At 48.5% G+C, this 19,197-nt stretch carries 17 protein-coding genes and 2 tRNA genes; 7 read left to right on the top strand and 12 right to left on the bottom strand.

All coding sequences use genetic code 11. The features are described 5' to 3' along the window. Positions 1-105: 105 nt before the first annotated feature. From prpC to I3X05_RS07085, 3 genes are all read right to left on the bottom strand, one after another. Positions 106-1,236, bottom strand: coding sequence for a bifunctional 2-methylcitrate synthase/citrate synthase (gene prpC / locus I3X05_RS07095; protein ID WP_045571597.1), 1,131 nt, complete (start codon positions 1,234-1,236; stop codon positions 106-108). A gap of 162 nt (positions 1,237-1,398) precedes the next feature. Next, complete coding sequence (gene prpB / locus I3X05_RS07090; RefSeq protein WP_039462981.1) at positions 1,399-2,298, bottom strand: methylisocitrate lyase; 900 nt, start codon at positions 2,296-2,298, stop codon at positions 1,399-1,401. Between the two features lie 11 nt (positions 2,299-2,309). Then, positions 2,310-3,005, bottom strand: coding sequence for a GntR family transcriptional regulator (locus tag I3X05_RS07085; RefSeq protein WP_337971162.1), 696 nt, complete (start codon positions 3,003-3,005; stop codon positions 2,310-2,312). Positions 3,006-3,523: 518 nt separating this feature from the next. On the opposite strand from I3X05_RS07085, the gene I3X05_RS07080 reads away from it, so the two are divergent. From I3X05_RS07080 to I3X05_RS07055, 6 genes are all read left to right on the top strand, one after another. Further along, positions 3,524-4,495: a tripartite tricarboxylate transporter substrate binding protein gene (locus I3X05_RS07080; protein ID WP_337971084.1), complete on the top strand. Its 972-nt coding sequence runs from the start codon at positions 3,524-3,526 to the stop codon at positions 4,493-4,495. Positions 4,496-4,680: 185 nt separating this feature from the next. After that, positions 4,681-5,196, top strand: coding sequence for a tripartite tricarboxylate transporter TctB family protein (locus tag I3X05_RS07075; protein ID WP_045571595.1), 516 nt, complete (start codon positions 4,681-4,683; stop codon positions 5,194-5,196). A 22-nt stretch (positions 5,197-5,218) separates the two neighbouring features. After that, entirely contained in the window at positions 5,219-6,754 is a 1,536-nt protein-coding gene (locus I3X05_RS07070; protein WP_193166650.1) for a tripartite tricarboxylate transporter permease, read from the top strand. Between the two features lie 122 nt (positions 6,755-6,876). Beyond that, the gene (locus I3X05_RS07065) at positions 6,877-7,638 is read left to right on the top strand and encodes a sulfite exporter TauE/SafE family protein (RefSeq protein WP_337971083.1); all 762 of its coding nucleotides are present in this window, start codon (positions 6,877-6,879) and stop codon (positions 7,636-7,638) included. 243 nt (positions 7,639-7,881) lie between these two features. Next, the gene (locus tag I3X05_RS07060; RefSeq protein WP_337971082.1) at positions 7,882-9,618 is read left to right on the top strand and encodes a methyl-accepting chemotaxis protein; all 1,737 of its coding nucleotides are present in this window, start codon (positions 7,882-7,884) and stop codon (positions 9,616-9,618) included. Positions 9,619-9,862: 244 nt separating this feature from the next. Then, the gene (locus I3X05_RS07055; RefSeq protein WP_337971081.1) at positions 9,863-11,023 is read left to right on the top strand and encodes an HD domain-containing phosphohydrolase; all 1,161 of its coding nucleotides are present in this window, start codon (positions 9,863-9,865) and stop codon (positions 11,021-11,023) included. 139 nt (positions 11,024-11,162) lie between these two features. On the opposite strand, the gene cspE is transcribed toward I3X05_RS07055, so the two are convergent. The 9 genes from cspE to I3X05_RS07010 form a co-directional block, all read right to left on the bottom strand. Next, positions 11,163-11,375, bottom strand: coding sequence for a transcription antiterminator/RNA stability regulator CspE (gene cspE / locus I3X05_RS07050; protein ID WP_039426258.1), 213 nt, complete (start codon positions 11,373-11,375; stop codon positions 11,163-11,165). Between the two features lie 295 nt (positions 11,376-11,670). Beyond that, positions 11,671-12,432 carry a uroporphyrinogen-III C-methyltransferase gene (gene cobA, locus I3X05_RS07045; protein ID WP_193157419.1) on the bottom strand — a complete coding sequence of 254 codons (762 nt, stop codon included), beginning with the start codon at positions 12,430-12,432 and terminating at the stop codon, positions 11,671-11,673. A gap of 208 nt (positions 12,433-12,640) precedes the next feature. Beyond that, on the bottom strand, positions 12,641-13,459 hold the full coding sequence (locus I3X05_RS07040; protein WP_193157418.1) for a formate/nitrite transporter family protein: 819 nt from the start codon (positions 13,457-13,459) through the stop codon (positions 12,641-12,643). 132 nt (positions 13,460-13,591) lie between these two features. After that, entirely contained in the window at positions 13,592-13,915 is a 324-nt protein-coding gene (nirD, locus tag I3X05_RS07035; protein ID WP_045571588.1) for a nitrite reductase small subunit NirD, read from the bottom strand. A 14-nt stretch (positions 13,916-13,929) separates the two neighbouring features. Beyond that, positions 13,930-16,491: a nitrite reductase large subunit NirB gene (gene nirB, locus I3X05_RS07030; protein WP_193157417.1), complete on the bottom strand. Its 2,562-nt coding sequence runs from the start codon at positions 16,489-16,491 to the stop codon at positions 13,930-13,932. Between the two features lie 340 nt (positions 16,492-16,831). Beyond that, positions 16,832-16,908 (bottom strand) — tRNA-Val (locus I3X05_RS07025). A 35-nt stretch (positions 16,909-16,943) separates the two neighbouring features. Beyond that, positions 16,944-17,020 (bottom strand) — tRNA-Val (locus I3X05_RS07020). A gap of 145 nt (positions 17,021-17,165) precedes the next feature. After that, the gene (locus I3X05_RS07015) at positions 17,166-17,966 is read right to left on the bottom strand and encodes a hypothetical protein (RefSeq protein WP_045571586.1); all 801 of its coding nucleotides are present in this window, start codon (positions 17,964-17,966) and stop codon (positions 17,166-17,168) included. 111 nt (positions 17,967-18,077) lie between these two features. Beyond that, positions 18,078-18,743, bottom strand: coding sequence for a DUF2726 domain-containing protein (locus I3X05_RS07010; protein WP_045571585.1), 666 nt, complete (start codon positions 18,741-18,743; stop codon positions 18,078-18,080). Positions 18,744-18,964: 221 nt separating this feature from the next. Here I3X05_RS07010 and I3X05_RS07005 point away from each other — a divergent pair, with 221 nt between their 5' ends. Then, a complete protein-coding gene (locus I3X05_RS07005) occupies positions 18,965-19,144 on the top strand; it encodes a hypothetical protein (protein ID WP_039436316.1) in 180 nt (59 codons plus the stop codon). The last annotated feature ends 53 nt before the right edge of the window (positions 19,145-19,197 follow it).

The raw sequence follows: 19,197 nt of genomic DNA, 5'->3' as shown, positions 1-19,197 counted from the left end.
CTTTAAGTTGTTTGGGCGTCACAACCGTGGCAGGCAAATTCGCCCTTCGGCGAACCGCATTAAATTGATGACCGCGCCTATTGGGCACGGTCATTTCTTGGCGAGTTAGCCGCGTTTTTCAATCGGCAACCATTGCTGATGATCCGGACCAACATAGTCAGCACTTGGACGAATGATGCGGTTGTTCGCACGCTGCTCGTACACGTGGGCAGCCCAGCCAGTCAAACGGCTCATCACGAAGATGGGCGTGAAGAGTTTGGTTGGAATACCCATGAAGTGATACGCCGAGGCGTGGAAGAAATCGGCGTTACAGAACAAGCCCTTCTCGCGTTTCATTACCGCTTCAACACGCTCAGAAACAGCATAGAGTTGGGTGTCACCGACTTTTTCGGACAATTCTTTCGACCAGCGTTTGATCAGGGCGTTACGCGGATCGCTCTCACGGTAAATCGCGTGACCAAAGCCCATGATTTTCTCTTTGTTTTCCAGCATGCGCAGAATGTTTTGTTCCGCTTCATCCGGCGTTTTCCAGTTCTCGATCATCTCCATCGCCGCTTCGTTCGCGCCGCCATGCAGCGGACCGCGCAGCGTACCGATCGCGCCCGTCACGCACGAGTGAATATCAGACAAGGTGGAGGCACAGACGCGAGCCGTGAACGTGGATGCGTTGAACTCGTGCTCTGCGTACAGAATCAACGAGCAGTGCATCACTTGTTTGAATAGATCGCTTGGCGCTTTGTCGGTCAGCATTTTCAGGAAGTAACCGCCGATACAGTCTTCACTGGTGTCTTCTGTATCGATGCGCACGCCATCATGGCTAAAGCGATACCAGTAACAGATGATGGCCGGAAACAGCGCCAGCATGCGCTCTGTCGCGGCGAGCTGCTGTGAAAAATCGTGTTCAGTTTCCAGATTTCCCAGCATCGAACAACCCGTCCGCATCACGTCCATCGGGTGCGCGTCGGCCGGAATGCGCTCCAGTACCTCTTTCAATGGCTGAGGCAGGCCGCGCAGGCCAATCAGACGGGTTTTGTATTGGTCCAGTTCGGCTTGCGTTGGCAAATGACCGACCAACAGTAGATGAGCAACTTCTTCAAATTGAGCATTATTTGCCAGATCTGTGATGTCATAACCGCGGTACGTCAAACCGGTTCCAGTTTTACCAACGGTACATAAAGCAGTGCTTCCAGCGCTTTGACCACGTAGACCTGCTCCGCCTAGCTCTTTCGATGACATGTCGAACTCCTTTTCTTGCTGCGCTTTAGATTCTGGTGAATCGACCTCGTTGGATCAGCGTATGCTCAATGGCGCAGCGGTTTCACGTTATTGGGTTTGTCCCTTAAGGGCTCTGTACAATTTCCGACTTTTTCTTGGGCTTCCCCACCAAAAGGCTTCCTTTTAGGAGGATTTTTCTGAAAACAGCTGATCCAGCTTGTCTTCGTAATCATGATAGTTGAGGTATTCATACAGCTCTTTGCGCGTCTGCATCTGCCCCAGCAGTGCTTCCTGATTGCCCACCTCCAGCAGATGGCGATACACCATCTCGGCCGCTTTGTTCATCGCGCGGAATGCGCTCAGCGGGTAAAGCACCATATCCACTTTCGCTTTGGCGAGTTCTTCACCGCCGTACAGCGGCGTTTGGCCAAACTCGGTGATATTGGCCAGAATAGGCACATGCTTACCCGTAGCAGATTGTAGCGCCGTTGAGAACTGCTCATACTGCTTAAGCTCTGTCATCGCTTCCGGGAAAATCATGTCGGCGCCCGCTTCTACGCACGCAATGGCACGTTCAATGGCACTGTCCATACCTTCAACCGCCAGCGCATCGGTACGCGCCATGATGACAAACTCTGGATTACTGCGCGCATCGACCGCCGCTTTAACGCGGTCCACCATCTCTTGCTGGCTGACAATCGCTTTGTTGGGTCGGTGACCACAGCGTTTCTGCGCCACTTGGTCTTCCATGTGCACCGCCGCTGCGCCGGCTTTTTCCATCGCTTTGATGGTGCGGGCAATGTTAAACGCGCCGCCAAAACCGGTGTCGATGTCGACCAATAAAGGCAGGTCACACGCATTGGTGATGCGTTCCACGTCCACCAGCACATCGTTGAGTGTGGTGATGCCGAGATCCGGCAAGCCATAAGAGGCGTTAGCGATACCACCTCCAGAGAGATAAATCGCCTGATGACCGAGTTTTTTCGCCATCATGGCGCAATATGGGTTGATCGTGCCGACAATTTGTAACGGATCGTTTTGTTGGACGGCGAGTCTAAACTTCGCCCCGGGGGATAAATTCATCACATTTTCCTCTAATCTTGCAGAATATGTTGTTCAATTAGTTTCCTACTGCCTGAAATATGGCGTCTCATCAGCATTTCTGCCAGTTCTTCATCACGATTACGGATCGCCTGCAAAATATACTTATGTTCATCCAACGCTTCTTTGGGTCGCGATTGGGCTCTGGGTGATTGATAACGGTACATGCGCAGCAAGTGGTAGAGCTCGTCACACAGCAAAGCGATGAGCTTGCGATTACGACTCGCTTTGATGATCCGGTAGTGAAAATCAAAATCACCGTGTTGATGGAAGTACGAAGATCCTTCCACTTCGTCGATATGTTTCGAATGGGTCGAAAGCAGCAGTTCCAAACTCAGCAACTCTTCTTGAGTGATGTAACGTGCGGCCAATCGGGCTGCCATGCCCTCCAATGCTTCGCGCACCGCGTACAGCTCAATCAGTTTTTCTGGAGAGAAGGTAATCACGCGCGCGCCAATATGCGGAGCGCGTTCAATCAAACCCAGCCCCTCCACCCGCATGATCGCTTCACGTAAAGGCCCACGACTCACTTGATAATGTTTTGCCAGCTCCGGCTCCGAGATTTTACTCCCCGGCAGCATGTCGCCGTTGATGATGGCTTCAACCAACAGCTCCGTCAGTGTCTCTGACTTGGTATTTTCTTTCTCATTTACTGGCACTTTAAGGTGAGCTCTCTCTTCGACATTCATTTCCATCACGCTTCCAGACACGCTTATGTGTCTACACTCTTTATCTCTTGACGCTAACATAGCGCATAAAAGTGTCGACAATCAAGCCAACTGTCGACACTTTAGACTAAGGTATATATCCCAATGGTTATATTCAAAACAACCATCAATTGAAGAAACCAGCCAGAATCAGTTCAGAATTTGATATTATCTTGTTGTTTTTATTCTATAAAAACATTTAAAGGCGGCATTAGCACTGAAAAGAAAAGTCTCGATAGCAACAACTCAGCGCAAACAAAACATGGATAAGTGTCGACAGTTTCTATTGCTGGGCAAAAACGTACGAGATGGCGTGAACTTTATGCACAAAATTCACTTTATGACCGTTATTTTTTTTAACTTCCTATTAGAGACATTTTGTTAACAGGTTTTTAACCTTTCTCTATTCCTGCGACATACATGCTGTGGTAGCGGGGAAAAACCATAACGATAAGCAGCTTCTTCTTAGCGAGGAAGCGCCGACATAAGGAACGTGAAACATGTTTAAGGCACTTAAACCGACTCTGGCAGCCTCGATCATCGCCGCTACTTTTTCTCTGAACACTTTTGCCGCTGATATAGAGAAAATCCACTTTCTGATCCCAGGTGGCGCAGGCGGCGGCTGGGATATGACTGCACGCGGTACAGGTGATGTACTGATGAAAGCGGAGATTGTCGACAACGTCTCCTACCAAAACCTTTCCGGTGGCGGTGGTGGCAAAGCAATTGCGCATCTGATTGAAACGGCCAAACGCCAAGAAGATACGCTGATGGTCAACTCGACGCCGATCGTAGTTCGCTCGCTCAGCGGCGTGTTTCCGCAATCGTTCCGAGATTTGACTCCTGTCGCTGCCACAGTGGCGGATTACGGTGCCATCGTGGCGTCGGCAGATTCGAAGTACAACACTTGGGAAGATGTGGTGAAAGATTTCGCGGCCAACCCTCTCAAAGTGAAAGTGGCTGGCGGCTCCGCACGCGGCTCCATGGACCACCTTGTTGCCGCCGCTGCGTTTAAAGGCCAAGGTTTTGAAGCAAAAGATGTACGCTACATCGCATATGATGCTGGTGGTAAAGCGATGGCGGCGCTACTTTCTGGAGAAACTCAGTTGCTCTCAACCGGTCTTGGCGAAGTGCTGGAAATGTCTAAGGCTGGCCAAGTCAAGGTGCTAGCGGTGACAGCACCCAAACGCCTTGCAGCCGCGCCCAACATTCCCACACTGACCGAATACAACAACCCAACCGTCTTTGCCAACTGGCGCGGTTTCTTTGCCGCACCGGGCGTGAGCCAAGAGAAAATAAACGAGTGGAATGCCGCGCTCAGCAAGATGTACACCACCGAAGATTGGAAAGTGGTGCGCGATCGCAATGGTTGGATTGACAACTACAAAGCAGACAAAGAGTTCTATGCCTTCCTTGAAGAGCAAGAGAAGCAGATGGGCGACCTGATGCGCGAGCTCGGCTTTTTGAAATAATCCAGACGGGCAGGTTTCCCCTGCCCTTATCACCCTTTTGCCGTTTATGAAGTGCTGCCTCGGCAGTGTTTGATTACTCCTTTGTTTATGAATCCTCGCAGGTCGTATGGTCTGTTTTGTCAGTGAATCCTTCTCATTGACGCTTCATTTACGGCGCTTTTCTTTCTTGAATCATGGAGTTGGCTATGTCGGACTTACCAACCACTTCACTCAAAAGCAATAAACTGTTCTCGACCGAGTTGTTACTCAGCCGTGACCGCGTTGGCGCGCTGATTTTCTTGCTTCTCTGTCTTGGCTACGGCTATCAAACTTATCAGATCCCGCTTTATCCGGGCGATGAACTCGAACCCTTCACTGCCCGTACCTTGCCGTTTGCGCTCACCATCATCGGCAGTTTGCTATCGCTGTTGCTGCTGATCTCCGGTCAACCTGACAGTAAAAGTGGCGCTGTGGTGAATTTTAACTGGAAACTGCTGATCGCTTTTATCGTCCTCATGGCGTTATACGGACTTGGCCTCACTTACCTTGGTTTTGTGCTCGCTACCGGTTTTTTCCTGATGGCTGGTTTTTACTTGCTTGGCGAACGTCGCAAAAAGGTCTTATTTGGCGCGTCTTTTCCCTTTGTGATCGCGTTTTATCTGCTGCTCACCAAAGGCTTGGATGTTTACCTTGAACCCGGCGTGATCTTCACCCTGTGGTAATCGGCTTTATAGGATAAATGTTATGTTAGATGGAATTTTGCAAGGCCTTTCAACGGCGGTAATGCCGATGAACCTTTTGATGGTGATTGTTGGCTGTTTTGTTGGCACCTTCATCGGTATGTTGCCGGGGCTTGGCCCGATTTCGGCGATTGCGCTGATGATCCCAATCACCTACGGGCTCGAACCTGCTTCAGGCATGATCTTGATGGCAGGGGTCTATTATGGCGCTATTTTTGGTGGCTCCACTTCGTCGATTTTGATCAACGCTCCCGGCTGTTCTTCCACTGTTGTAACGGCCTTTGATGGCTACCCAATGGCGCAAAAAGGCCAAGCAGGTAAAGCGCTAGCACTGGCTGCGTATGCTTCGTTTACCGGCGGAACGCTCTCCGCCATCATGCTATTGATCGCCGCGCCAGCGCTCGCGACCGTCTCGCTCAGTTTTCAATCTTCAGACTATTTTGCGCTGATGTTGGTTGGCCTCTCTGCAGTGGCGGCGTTTGCGGGCAAAGGTCAAGTGCTGAAAGCTTGGATGATGACTATTCTCGGGCTAATGCTATCAACCGTGGGCATCGATAAAGGCGTCGGTGTTGAGCGTTTTACATTCGGCCTCACCGACTTGATGGATGGCTTTAGCTTCCTTCTGCTTGCCATGGCGACGTTCGCTCTCGGCGAAACCTTAATGGGCATTTTAAAGCCAGAACAAGACACTCGCGGCGAAGAACAAAACAAACTCAGCAACATCGGCTCAATGAAAATCAGTAAGGAAGAGTTCAAAGAAGCCGCCCCTGTTTCCATTCGCTCATCGCTGCTCGGTTTCTTTACGGGTGTATTGCCGGGCGCAGGTGCCACCATCGCGGCTTTCCTGAGCTATGGTATGGAGCGCAATCTCGCGCCAAAAGAGAAGAAAGAGGAGTTCGGCAAAGGCAGCCTGCGCGGCTTAGTCGCGCCAGAATCGGCCAATAATGCCGCTTCCAGTGGTTCCTTTGTTCCCCTATTGACACTGGGCATTCCGGGATCAGGCACCACCGCCATCATGCTCGGTGCCCTCATCGCATACGGCATTCAACCCGGGCCGCGTCTGTTTGTTGACCATCCCGATGTGTTTTGGTCGGTGATCATTTCGATGTACGTTGGCAATATCGTTTTACTGGTACTAAATCTGCCTTTGATCCCTTACATCTCACGTTTGCTTGCGGTGCCTAAAACCGTACTACTCCCCATGATCCTGTTTTTCTCGATCACGGGTGTGTATTTGGTGTCGTTCAACACCATGGATGTGTTCGTCATGCTGCTGGTGGCTATGGGCGCGATTGCGCTGCGTTTAGCCAATTTTCCGCTGGCGCCACTGCTACTTGGCTTTATCCTTGGTGGTCTGATGGAAGAGAACCTGCGCCGTGCATTAATGATCTCCGATGGTCAGCTCAGCTTCTTGTGGGAACGGCCAATCACGCTGGTGTTTACTTTGCTTGCTGTGGTGATGCTCACCAGCCCACTGTGGGTGACTGTGTATCAAAAGCTCAAACCAAGCGGCAACAAAACGGCGCAAACCGCCAAATAATCTATAGACCGCCTCGTTTGAGGCGGTTTTTTATTGATGCCAACTCAGTCACTGTTTGCCTTTTGTCCACTATCACTGCTCGTTGTCTTTCGCTAAGGTGAAGAAAAAAGGACAGCTAACACATGGATATTCTTCTACTTTTCTTCGCTGGCGTGTTTGGTGGTGTACTCAACTCCATTGCGGGCGGCGGCAGTTTCATCACGTTCCCAGCACTCATGGCAGTTGGCGTGCCGCCTGTTATCGCCAATGCCACCAATACATTTGCCTCTTGTGCTGGTTACCTCAGTGGCGCTTGGGGTTTTCGCCATGAACTGAGTAGCCATCGCGATGTGTTGCCAAGAACCATCATAATCAGCCTAATGGGCGGCGTGCTTGGCGCCGTTCTGCTACTGACCACCGAAGAAAATGACTTTCTAACTGCGATTCCTTGGCTGCTGCTCTTCGCCACCTTGCTGTTTATCTTTGGGCCAAATATCAATCGCCGCCTTGCTCAAGGTTCACACGCGAAAAAATCGAGCCTCACCCGCCAAATCTTACCTGCTGCTTTTTTACTCCTGGTCTCGGCTTACGGAGGCTTTTTTAATGCCGGGCTAGGCATCGTCGCGCTTGGCTATCTGAGCCTTTGCGGTTATCACGATATTCATCTGATGAACGGCCTCAAGCTGCTTATTTCTAGCTGCGTTTCTCTCGTCGCTGTCGCTATTTTTATATGGCATGGTTCGATTGATTGGCTAAATGGCATAGCGGTGCTGGTGGGCAGCTTAGCAGGCGGTTACATTTCAGCGATGGCGTCCAAATATATTGCCCGCATCTGGATTCAACGTTTTGTGGCGCTCTCTTCTTTGCTGATCACGGGTTACTTTTTTATTGATGTTTATGCCTGAGTAACAGAGTAAAACTACCTCGAATGAGTTCTCCAACCTATCAAAATTGCTGACATTTTAAGCAAGTGGCGGATTTTGCCTTCACCTCAGTGGATATTCTGTTTGCAACCGAATGAAACTTGTTTGCAACAAAATAGAGGCTGTCTTACTATTGAGCCAAACTATAAATCAGGTTTTCTCTTTTGTTGTGCCGCTGGAATGCGACACCTATTTCATTAGTCACTTTTAAGGATCTAAAGTGTTATGAATCACCTTTCCTTTAAAAATAAGATCATTGCACTGATCATCGCAATCATCACATTAACCATCGTCACCTCCTATTTCAGCGTTAATTATTTCATCAGCCGCTATATAGAAGAATCTGACAGTAAAAACATTACCCATAACGTCGATCTTATCCAACGTAAAATTGAGGCTGAGCTAAACGGTAAACTGTCACTGGCAAACAGTTTAAATTTCAGCATGATGGACATCAGCGAAACCAAAGAGAGTTCGGGTTTTGACAAGATAGTCAAAATCGTCAACGGCTATGCATTTGACGATACAGGCAATATGAGCGACGAGGATGCTCAGCAGTATATCGACTTGGCAGAAAATCATCCTAGCGAAACCGTCATCAGCCCAGTTAGCATGAATAGCGGCGTACCGATGATTACCTTTTCTATCAAGCGCATTGATGATTCGGTTGATTTTTTTGTCTTTAACTTAAGCCAATTTAGTAAAGTCATTACCGACTACGCCAACGAAGGCAGTTACGCCGAACTGATCGCTAATGGCAGCGTCATTTTCAGCAATAAGCACGGCAACAACCTCACGCCGATTGTGCGTAGCGTCTCGTTCGCCGGACAACAATGGGATCTGGTCGGCTACATCGATCTCGATAGCATCCAAGCCAATACTGACCAACTCAACTGGATGATCACCCTCGCCCTGTTAGTGTGTGCGGCAGGTATTATTCTGTTTAGCGTGCCACTGCTGCATGTGTCATTCAAACCGCTTGCGCGCTTGCAAGTGGTGGTGGCTGGTCTTTCGCAAGGCAATGGCGATCTGACCCAACGCCTTGATATTGAAAGCCAAGATGAGATCGGACGTATCTCTCACTCCATCAACTTGTTTATTGAACATCTGCAACAGATGTTTATCGAAGTGGCCGACTCTTCTAAAGGCATTGACCATGCGGTAGCTAATTTAGGCGTACAGTCAAGCTCTAACCTCTCGACACTCAATCAGCACACTCAAGAAACCGAGCAAGCCATCACTGCGATTGAGGAGATGAGCGCGACCGCCAGCACCATTGCCCAAAGCGCTGACGAGGCGGCGAAACTGACCGACAGAACCAATCGCTACGCTGAAGAGTCGAAACAGAGTGTTACGGGCGCAGTGCACAGCGTCAACGATTTGGTCACGCAAGTGGTTTCGATGTCAGACACCATCACGCGTATGAGTGACGATACCAAGCAGATCAATTCGGTATTGCAAGTGATTGGCGATATCGCAGAGCAAACCAACTTGCTTGCTCTCAACGCCGCAATTGAAGCGGCGCGCGCTGGGGAACAAGGTCGTGGTTTTGCCGTGGTCGCAGACGAAGTTCGCGCCTTAGCAGCGAGAACCCAGCAAAGTACCGCGCAGATTAATGAGATGCTGGCCAAGCTAAAATCCACCACCGAAAACGTGGTAAATGAAATGGGTTCAACGCGCACACGCTGTGAAGAGACCGCCGAACGTACTAATCATGTGATGGATACCCTCAATGTGGTGACTGATTCAGTCGCACAAATCAATAATCTCAATACTCTGGTGGCCACGTCAGCAATGGAGCAGCGCCAAGTGACCGATGAGGTGAGCAAGAACATGGCCGCCATTCAAGAAATCATTCGTCAGTTGAACAGTAATGCCGCCCAGACTAACTCGGTCAGTGATGAACTCGATGACACCTCTCAGGCACTTTCTGCGGTCCTCAATCGCTTTAAAGTACGTTGATCCTTTACTACTTTTGCAGCTAAAAATGTAGCGCCACTCCCATGGCGCTTTTTTATTGCCATCTTTTATGTGTCAGAGTGCACATATTCTTGTGACCACGACGGAAATAACCCTGTTAAAGATGATGGAATTCTAACTTCAATGCTTTTTGTGTTAACGATATGTAGCATTATTGATACATTAGTCGTCTCAATTTGAGGAGCGGGATCAAATCTCGCAAACCACGCTAAGAAGGGGCAAAAGGATGTTGGACTACCTCAGGCTTAACCAGATTGCATCGCAAAACAAAGAGATCGTCACTCTCTTAGACGAGTTGTTCCAACAACTGTATGAAGCATTTCCACCGTTGTCTCGCTTTTCGGTCGTGCTGCTAGGGGATAAACAGGCATCCAATTACTATGTGCGAGATAGGCTGATTGGTACGGATGTCTCAACTGAGCTGGATTTTGCGGAGCATGCGTTAACGACAGATTCTTCGCTCACCCATCTTGCCTTCAGCAGTGCTGTTCGCATTGTCAATGACTTGCAGCAGATGACACCAACCGACCGAGTGACGAGGCTGATAGCACTTGGCCATAAAAGCAGCTATACCGTCCCGTTGAGTTATCGTAACAAGACGCTTGGATTTCTGTTTTATAACGCTGAGGTGACCCACTACTTCACCAATCAAGACGTGCAAAAAGATTTGGCTTTTCTTTCCAACCTCATTAGTCAGCTTTTCATCCATCTACATGAAAATCAAAAACACTTTCAGGCGGCGTTGAGCGTGGCGCTCAATATGGGGCACGCTCGCGATCCCGAGACAAAGGAACACCTCATCCGCATGGGCAAATACAGTGAACTGCTGGCAAGGTTGCTTTCTCGGCAGCGCCCCGAAATCAGCCATCAATTCATCCACCGTATACGGCTTTACGCCCCCTTTCACGATATCGGCAAATACAAAATTCCTGATCATGTGCTGTTTAGTGACAAGCGTTTTACCGACGAAGAGCGCTGCATTATGAACATGCATACGATTTACGGAGAAGAGATCATTGAACAAGTGGTGCATCTCTCAGATGCCGAACTGGTGTCACAAGATGAAATTGCATTTATCAAACACATTGTGCGTCATCATCATGAACATTTTGATGGTGCCGGGCTGCCAGACAAACTTTGTGCGGATGCCATCCCTCTTGAAGCTCGCATCGTTACATTATCGGATGTTTTTGATGCGCTGCTTAGCCGCAGAGCTTACAAACCAGAATGGTCGGTTGATGCGGTGGTGGATTTTATTCGCGCCCATACAGGCCAAATGTTCGACCCACAGTGTGTAGCCGTTCTACTTGGCAATTTGGAGCAGTTTTTGGCGATTCGCGAGAAATATTTAGATAAAGAGGAACAGCCGGGAAAGTGCGTCGCCTAGCGTCGTCTACGGAGGCAACCAATCGAGGATGAAATTTCTGCAGAAAATCAGGAAAAGAGTTGAGGCTAGAAATTTTATTGAGCACAAATGAAAAGTGGTGCGACGAATCGCACCACTTGTCTTAAAAACTGGTTACTGATTACAGTACAGTTACTTCAGAAGCTTGAGGACCTTTTTGGCCTTGCTCAACGTTGAAGCTAACTTTTTGGCCTTCAGCCAGAGTTTTGAAACCGTCAGAAACGATTGAACGGAAGTGAACGAAAACGTCCTTGCCGCCGTTGTCTTGAGAGATGAAACCAAAGCCTTTAGTTTCGTTGAACCATTTTACTGTACCTGTCATTTTTCCAGACATAGTGACCTCTTTAAAAAATTAATCAATTATTGAAAGTGGCTATACAAAGCTATGAATGATTTATCAAGAGAAAGTTTACGCAGGTCTAACGAAAGGTTTCGAGAAATAACTGAGAAGGAACTTTGACTAAATCTAACATTACCACTCTTTTGTAAGAGCCGAGAGATACTATACGCCTACTGAAAAAAAATGCTAGCAATTTCGCTAGCCAAAGTTACTGATCGGTTAAAAAACACTCCTAACGCATTGAAAATGGGCAGAAATTAGAGTTTCCAGCCCAATTTTAACCAGCAAATTAAGCGAACCATTTCAGTTTTTCGTGCAAAGTTGTAACGCGACCCACTACGATCAGCGCAGGACTTACTGCCTGCCGAGCGAGACTTGGTAAATCTTGTAAGGTTCCACGCAGCACTTTTTGCTCTCGGCGCGTACCATTCTCAATAATTGCACACGCCATATTGGCATCCAATCCATTTTCCAGTAGCTTCTGCGCGATGTACCCAGACTGCTTGAGCCCCATATAAAACACCAAAGTGGTATTGGCTTGCGCCAGTGACGCCCATTTGATCTCTTTGCCATATTTTTGAATGTGGCCCGTAATAAACTGCACACTCTGTGCGTGATCGCGATGGGTCAGCGGAATCCCCGCATAGGCGGTTGCTCCGGCGGCAGCGGTAATGCCGGGAACCACCTCAAAGCGAATACCGTGTTCAGCCAATACCTCAAGCTCTTCCCCGCCACGTCCAAAAATAAACGAGTCCCCGCCTTTGAGGCGCACGACACGTTTACCCTCTAATGCCTTATCGAGCAAAATTTGGTTGATTTGGTCTTGCGGCACGCAGTGATAATCGAGCTTTTTGCCGACGTAAATTCTCTCGGCATTTTCACTAGCGAGAGCAAGAATTTCAGCGGAAACCAAACGGTCGTAAACCACCACGTCCGCTTGTTGAATAACGCGATACCCTTTTACGGTCAAAAGATCGGGATCGCCGGGCCCTGCACCGACCAGAGAAACAAAACCTTGAGTTTGAACGGAAGCGAGCGTGATTGACTTCATTGTTGAGCCTATAGAAATTTTGATGATAAAAAGTGGCACTCACAACGGCTTATTTGGTAAATGGCCACTTGTTATCAGAAAATCTTTAGCGTAAGCGAGTATCTGGCTGATTAGCGTACTCGCTCACCTTCGATTATTGACTTGCCACGAAACCACACCGTTTCAGGGCATGACTTAGGTTATTTGCCATTCAACACAGGTTGAATGCTTACGGCAGTTTGCTCGCCAGCGCTGGCGAGGTTTTCGCGTGCGTTAAATAAAGAGGAATGCAAGTGAAGAGTAAACCTCCGACGATGTTCCCTAAAATGGTTGGGATCAAGTTGAAGTTCAACCAAGTCGCGATGCCGAAGTCCGCTCCCAGCATCATACCGAGTGGGAATAAGAACATGTTGACCACGGCGTGTTCAAACACCAGCGCGAAGAAGATAAAAATAGGTAGCCACATTGCGGCGATCTTTCCTGCCACGGTTCTGGCCGTCATGTTACCGACAACACCTAGACAAACCATCAAGTTACACAAAATGCCGCGCACAAAACAGGTGATCCAACCATCTGCACCTAGGTTTTCAAAGCCTACCGTGCGAGCCGTCGCCGCTTTGATAAACGTTTGACCAACCGCATTTGGCTCTACGCTAAAGTTCATGGTTAAAGAGAGTGCGATAAGCGCAGCAACAAGCAGTGAACCAATTAAGTTGCCAAGACCAACTAGTCCCCAACAACGAAAGACGCGTGACCAAGTAATGCCCGGGCGATTATCAAACTTGGCTAACGGCGCCAAACCAAACACGCCAGTCACCAAGTCGTATCCCATCAGGCTTAAAATGCAAAAACCCACCGGGAACACAAGCGCACCGACAATGCCTAATCCGGTTTGCGTAATCGCGGTAATCGCCACCACCACAGCGAGCGATAATATGATGCCCGCCATCGTGCCGCGCAAAATTAAGTCGCGCGTTGAGGTTTTTATTTTCGCTTCACCAACATCAATCATGGTTTGCACGAATTCAGCAGGTTTTAAATCAGACATAGAGCGTCCCTTTATCAAAGTTAAAATTGAAGATGGAATAGAGAAAGGCTCCCTGCTCTTTTTCGTCTTTTCCCTACAAAAATCCGTTGAGGAAACAAGAAGCCTTTGTGCTATTGAATCTCAAGCCAATGATTAAGCAGAGATTTCGACAATGCCGTTGTTGACGCGAGCTTGGTACGATTTCACGTTAAAACGTTCATCTTCCATACAAGCACCGGTCGCCAGATTAAAGCGCTGCTTTTTCAGTGGACTTGCCACCCAAAGACCACCTTTGTGCTCAGCGATCAAACCGCGAGACAGTACGTTTGAGCGCGCGAACGGGTCTGTGTTGCTGATGGCAAATACCTGCTCGTCTTCACCAGGACGAAATACCGCGACTTGCTGTCCGTTAACCAGTGCACACACTCCCGTACCCGGAATAATGTCGTTAATGTCACATACTTGTTCGAATGCCATGATGGACTCTCCTCTTATTCCGTAACCGCGACATGCAAGATGTCACCTTGAAGTTCTGGGTGTTTCTCAGCAAACGTGGCCGGGCGATGTTGCTGACGCACTGGTACAAACACGACGTTTTCGTCGCGCTTGTCTGAGTTAATAAAGTGAGCGAAGCGTTTTAGCTGAGTTTCGTCGTTGATGGTTTCATTCCATTCGCAGCGGTACGCTTCAACCAATGTGGCAATGTCCGCTTCCAGCTGTACATTGATGCCCAATTTATCTTCGACGATCACTTGGCGAAGGTAATCCACACCGCCCTCCATGTTTTCTAGCCACACCGATGTGCGTTGCAGTGGCGCAGAAGTACGGATGTAGAACATCATGAAGCGGTCGATGTACTTGATCATTGTTGCTTGGTCTATATCGCTAGCCAGCAAGTCTGCATGACGCGGCTTCATACCGCCATTACCACACACGTATAGATTCCAACCTGCATCGGTAGCGATAATGCCAAGATCTTTGCCTTGTGCTTCTGCACATTCACGCGTACAGCCCGACACACCAAACTTCATTTTGTGCGGTGTGCGGATGCCTTTGTAGCGGTTCTCGATCAACACACCAAGACCCACCGAGTCTTGAACGCCGTAACGACACCAGGTTGAACCCACACAGGTTTTCGCCATACGCAGTGCTTTGGCATACGCTTGACCGGTTTCATAACCCGCTACAATCAGTTTTTTCCAGATGGCTGGAAGGTCATCTTTTTGCGCGCCGAACAGACCAATACGCTGAGCGCCCGTCACTTTGGTGTACAGATTGTATTCAGCCGCTACCTCGGCCAACACTTTCAGCGCTTGCGGCGTCACTTCACCACCCGCCATACGTGGGATCACGGAATAAGTGCCGTCTTTTTGCATGTTGCCAAGGAAGTTGTCGTTGGTATCGTGCAGCTTAACCAGTTGAGGTGTCAGGATGTGCTCCCCCCAGCACGACGCCAAAATCGAGCCCATCACAGGTTTACACACTTCACAGCCATAACCTTTGCCATGTTTGGCTAGCAGATCATCGAAGGTTTTGATCTCTTCGATGCGAATCAGGTGAAATAGCTCTTGGCGAGAGTAAGCAAAGTGTTCACAAATATCGCTTTTCACTTCCACGCCCGCTTTTGCTAGTTCCGCGTTTAGTACCGAAGTGACCAGTGGAATACAGCCGCCACAGCCAGTGCCTGCACCGGTGACGGCTTTGATATCACCAATGGTGTGATGGCCATCGGCAACCGCTTGTGCGATCTTGCCTTTGGTCACATCGAAACAAGAACAGATCACCGCAGAAGCTGGCAGTGAATCCGCGCCGAGTTTTGGCTTCTCTGCGCCCGCATGCGCCGGCAGGATCAAGCTATCTGGGTGCTGTGGTAGCTCGATTTCGTTGAGCATAAATTGCAGTAGGTCACCGTAATCCGACGTGTCACCCACCATCACTGCACCGAGCAATTTCTTGTTGTCTTCAGAAACGATCAAACGCTTGTAAACTTCAAGCTCTTCGTTTTGATAAACGTAACTCTTACAGCCCGGAGTGCGACCATTCGCATCGCCAATTGAGCCCACTTTTACGCCAAGCAACTTAAGTTTTGCAGACATGTCTGCGCCTTCGAATTTACTTTCTGTATTGCCCAGCAAGTGATCCACTGCCACGGTTGCCATTTTGTAGCCCGGCGCAACCAGACCATAGAACCTCTTATTCCACGACGCGCACTCGCCAATTGCGTAGATGTTGCTGTCTGTGGTTTGACAGTGATCGTTAATTTCAATACCGCCACGAGGTGCAATCCCTAAACCCATTTGGCGAGCCAGTTTGTCTTGTGGGCGAATACCGGCCGAGAAAACGATGAAGTCAGTCTCAAGCTCAGTGCCATCGGCAAAGCGCATCACATTGCGTGCTTGTTTGCCTTCTGCTGCGATTTCCAAAGTGTTTTTGCTGGTGTGAACTTTCACGCCCATGCGTTCGATTTTTTGCCGAAGTTGGTCGCCGCCAGCTTGGTCGAGCTGCTCAACCATCAGTTTCGGCGCAAACTCGACAACGTGCGTTTCCATGCCCAAAGCTTTTAGTGCGCCAACGGCTTCCAAACCGAGCAGACCGCCGCCAATAACGACACCACTTTTACTTTTCTTCGCCCATGCCTCGATGGCTTTGAGATCTTCAATGGTGCGGTAAACAAAACAATCTTTGCTTTCATTGCCTTTAATCGGTGGGACAAATGGGTAGGAACCTGTTGCAAGGATGAGCTTATCGTAGTGAATTTCACGCCCCGAGCTTGAATACACCGTCTGTTTTTCACGATTGATATTGATTGCGCGCTCACCAATCAGCACCTTGATGCCATGTTTTTGATAAAAGCCGCTTTTCACCAGTGAGAGTTCATCGGCGGTGTGATGCGAGAAATAAGAAGAGAGATGGACGCGATCGTACGCGACGCGGGGTTCTTCACAAAATACGGTGATGTCAAAGTGGGAAACATCCGTTTTATCAACCAGATCTTCGATATAACGGTGTCCGACCATCCCGTTACCGACAATCACTAGCTTCAACTTGCTCATAGTACTTCCTAAGGGTTAGGTTCTTATCTGAGCGCATTGTTAATTATGAAAGAAAATGAAAAGATGATGTAAATCAATTACGAAATTAAACTACCCTAAAGGGGTAGATGCTTTTTAAGGCTCGATTAGCTTGCCCGATTCACGGCAGAATCACCCTTTCGATAGTGAAAATAACAGTAACGAATCACTGTAGATGTAACAAAGTAACGAAAAAGAGAAACAAGATAGAAAACTGATGAGAAATGACCGTGCGGCAATACCACTAGGCAAAATCAAACACTGGAAAGCAACAAAGCCTGCTCATTGAGCAGGCTTTGTGTTTGTTCATATTGAACGAATTTGGTGCGTCCAAGTGGACTCGAACCACCGACCCCCGCCATGTCAAGGCGATACTCTAACCAACTGAGCTATGGACGCTTTACGCACAATTCTCAAGCTAACCATTCAGTGAATGGTGCGTCCGAGTGGACTCGAACCACCGACCCCCGCCATGTCAAGGCGATACTCTAACCAACTGAGCTACGGACGCATTCCCTGAGAACGAGGAGGATATTAACCACTGCAGCGGATAGGTGCAAGCATATTTTTTCGCTTTCCGAATCGTTTGCTCTATTAATAATCTTTTTGCTCTGTTTTTGGTCTTGTTCAGTATCAATCGATTGATCTAACTCACATTAATCATCGGCGTTGGGCAATCGGATCACCACTCTTTGCTCAAGGTTAAGTTTTTTTAAATCTTTTAACCAATAGGTATCGATCAAACGTTGCAGCAGACCACTTTTATCTGCCCTTTCCAATGCTTCTTGCAGCAAGGTTTGATGCCGTTCGGCACTTTCACTGAGATAAAAGCGAAAATCTCGGTCGTACACAATCAATAGGTGTTGCTCAATATCCAGATTGGGGACTAAGCGTGCTTCCGTGATGATTTCGTTGATGCCTCGCGGGAAGTAGTTAACGGGCCCAACTCGACTCAGTTTGTCATATAAAGCGCGCCATTCGCCATCTTGCGGGTAGTAGGCAAGGTGATTCGCCTGCCACACATCAGTATCAAACCAACTGGAACCCAGCCCAGCCACCAAGCCGCTGCGCTGCAAATCTTCGAGCGAGTTAATTTGGTTATATTGTGCTTGTGCCCCTTTGGGGATGAACAGAACGCGTTGGCCGATCAACCCTTTGGTGACGGGGGCGTTGATAAAGGGATACTGCGCATCTCTTTCCCTGCTCTGCACCAGCCACATTAACGACAATTGATTGTTTTCAACCATCTTGATCAAACGCTTTTGTGGAATATGCTCAAAAGGAGTGTTGATAACGAGTTGCACGCCGATGTCCGCTAACGACTGTTTTAGCAACTCATGATAGAACAGATGAGTGCCGTCCATTTGTGTCGGTAGGGTTAAGGTAATCGATTTTGGGTTAGCGTTTACGAAGGACAAGGGGAGCCATAGCGAGAGTAAAAATGCAAGCCATTTCATAGCAAATCCCCAAACAAGTTCAACTACTTACACTATAGAACGGTTTGAGGATTTTGAGTAATACGGGTCATAAAAGTGTTCCATCACCGTGAGGTAAAACCGTGGAGCCCGTTATTCGTCGTCATCGGCATCAAACACTACGTTGTAGTTTTCCGTGTACGTACAGTTGGGTTGTCGGCTGCAGGTGAAAAAGCGTCGCCCTTTAAATTCACCTTGTGAGGCGACTTTGATCACCATCGGGCTGCCACATTTTTTGCAAAAGCGGACCTCTTTGTCCGGCTCAATCAAATCGATGTGCGCCGCGAGCAAGCGTCTTAATCGCCCCACCTGATAACTGTGTTTCACCGATGTACCAATCAGTGGAATGTTGGCGCTTTTGCACACTTGCATCAGCAGTTTCTCTCGTTCCACTTTACTTTTATTGAGCTCTTTGCCGTTATCGAGTTCAATCACTACTCTCGGCTCAAAGGTTCTTGGATCACAGATGAGATAGTCAAAATGGCTACGCGAGATCTTGTTGCTGGCGATGAAAAGCTGCTTTTTACTGACGATATCACGCGGCGCAATCACACTGCTCATGTTCACTTTGCTAAACACCACCCCATGCTCACCAACCGCGGTTTTCAGCGCATTAAAGAAGGCTACTTCCTGCGACCTGAGCATCGGCCCCTTGACACGATAAGCGTAATCTTTGCTGTTATCTTGTTTGACCACGTATTTCTGGATGATGAAAAAGAACAGGATCAGTAACGCGACGATGATAAAGATATTGGTCATGCTGCAATGTCACTCAAAACATACACTTGGGTTGCGAATACACTATGTGGAAAGCCTACTGAACTCAAGAAAAAAGCCGTTGTGCTCGTATTGTATCGTTACGACTTTGGTCGATCTCACAGTTCAAGTTGATCAAGATCATTTTTGTATCTGATTAATCGGCGTAGATTTAACATTGTTAGCAATTGGTTAACAATGTTGCAATTTTCATCGGAGGTCATATGGAATTGAAACAAGATCCTCGCTGCTACACGGATGTCTGCTTAGAAGGTAAGTGGTATCACTACGACCACTGTGGGACAACCGCTTACATGCTCAAAGGCGGAAGCCCGGAAGAGATAGAGTTGGCCAAAGAGCCTGCCACCGAAAGTGAGCTGATCGAACTGCTCTTAAACCGCTAAACGCCCAAGTTATAAACACCACACGAGTAAAAAGAAAACGCCCTTGGATGACG

This window comes from Vibrio navarrensis (assembly GCF_015767675.1).
Lineage (GTDB): Bacteria > Pseudomonadota > Gammaproteobacteria > Enterobacterales > Vibrionaceae > Vibrio.
This window is presented reverse-complemented; position numbering and strand designations above follow the sequence as displayed.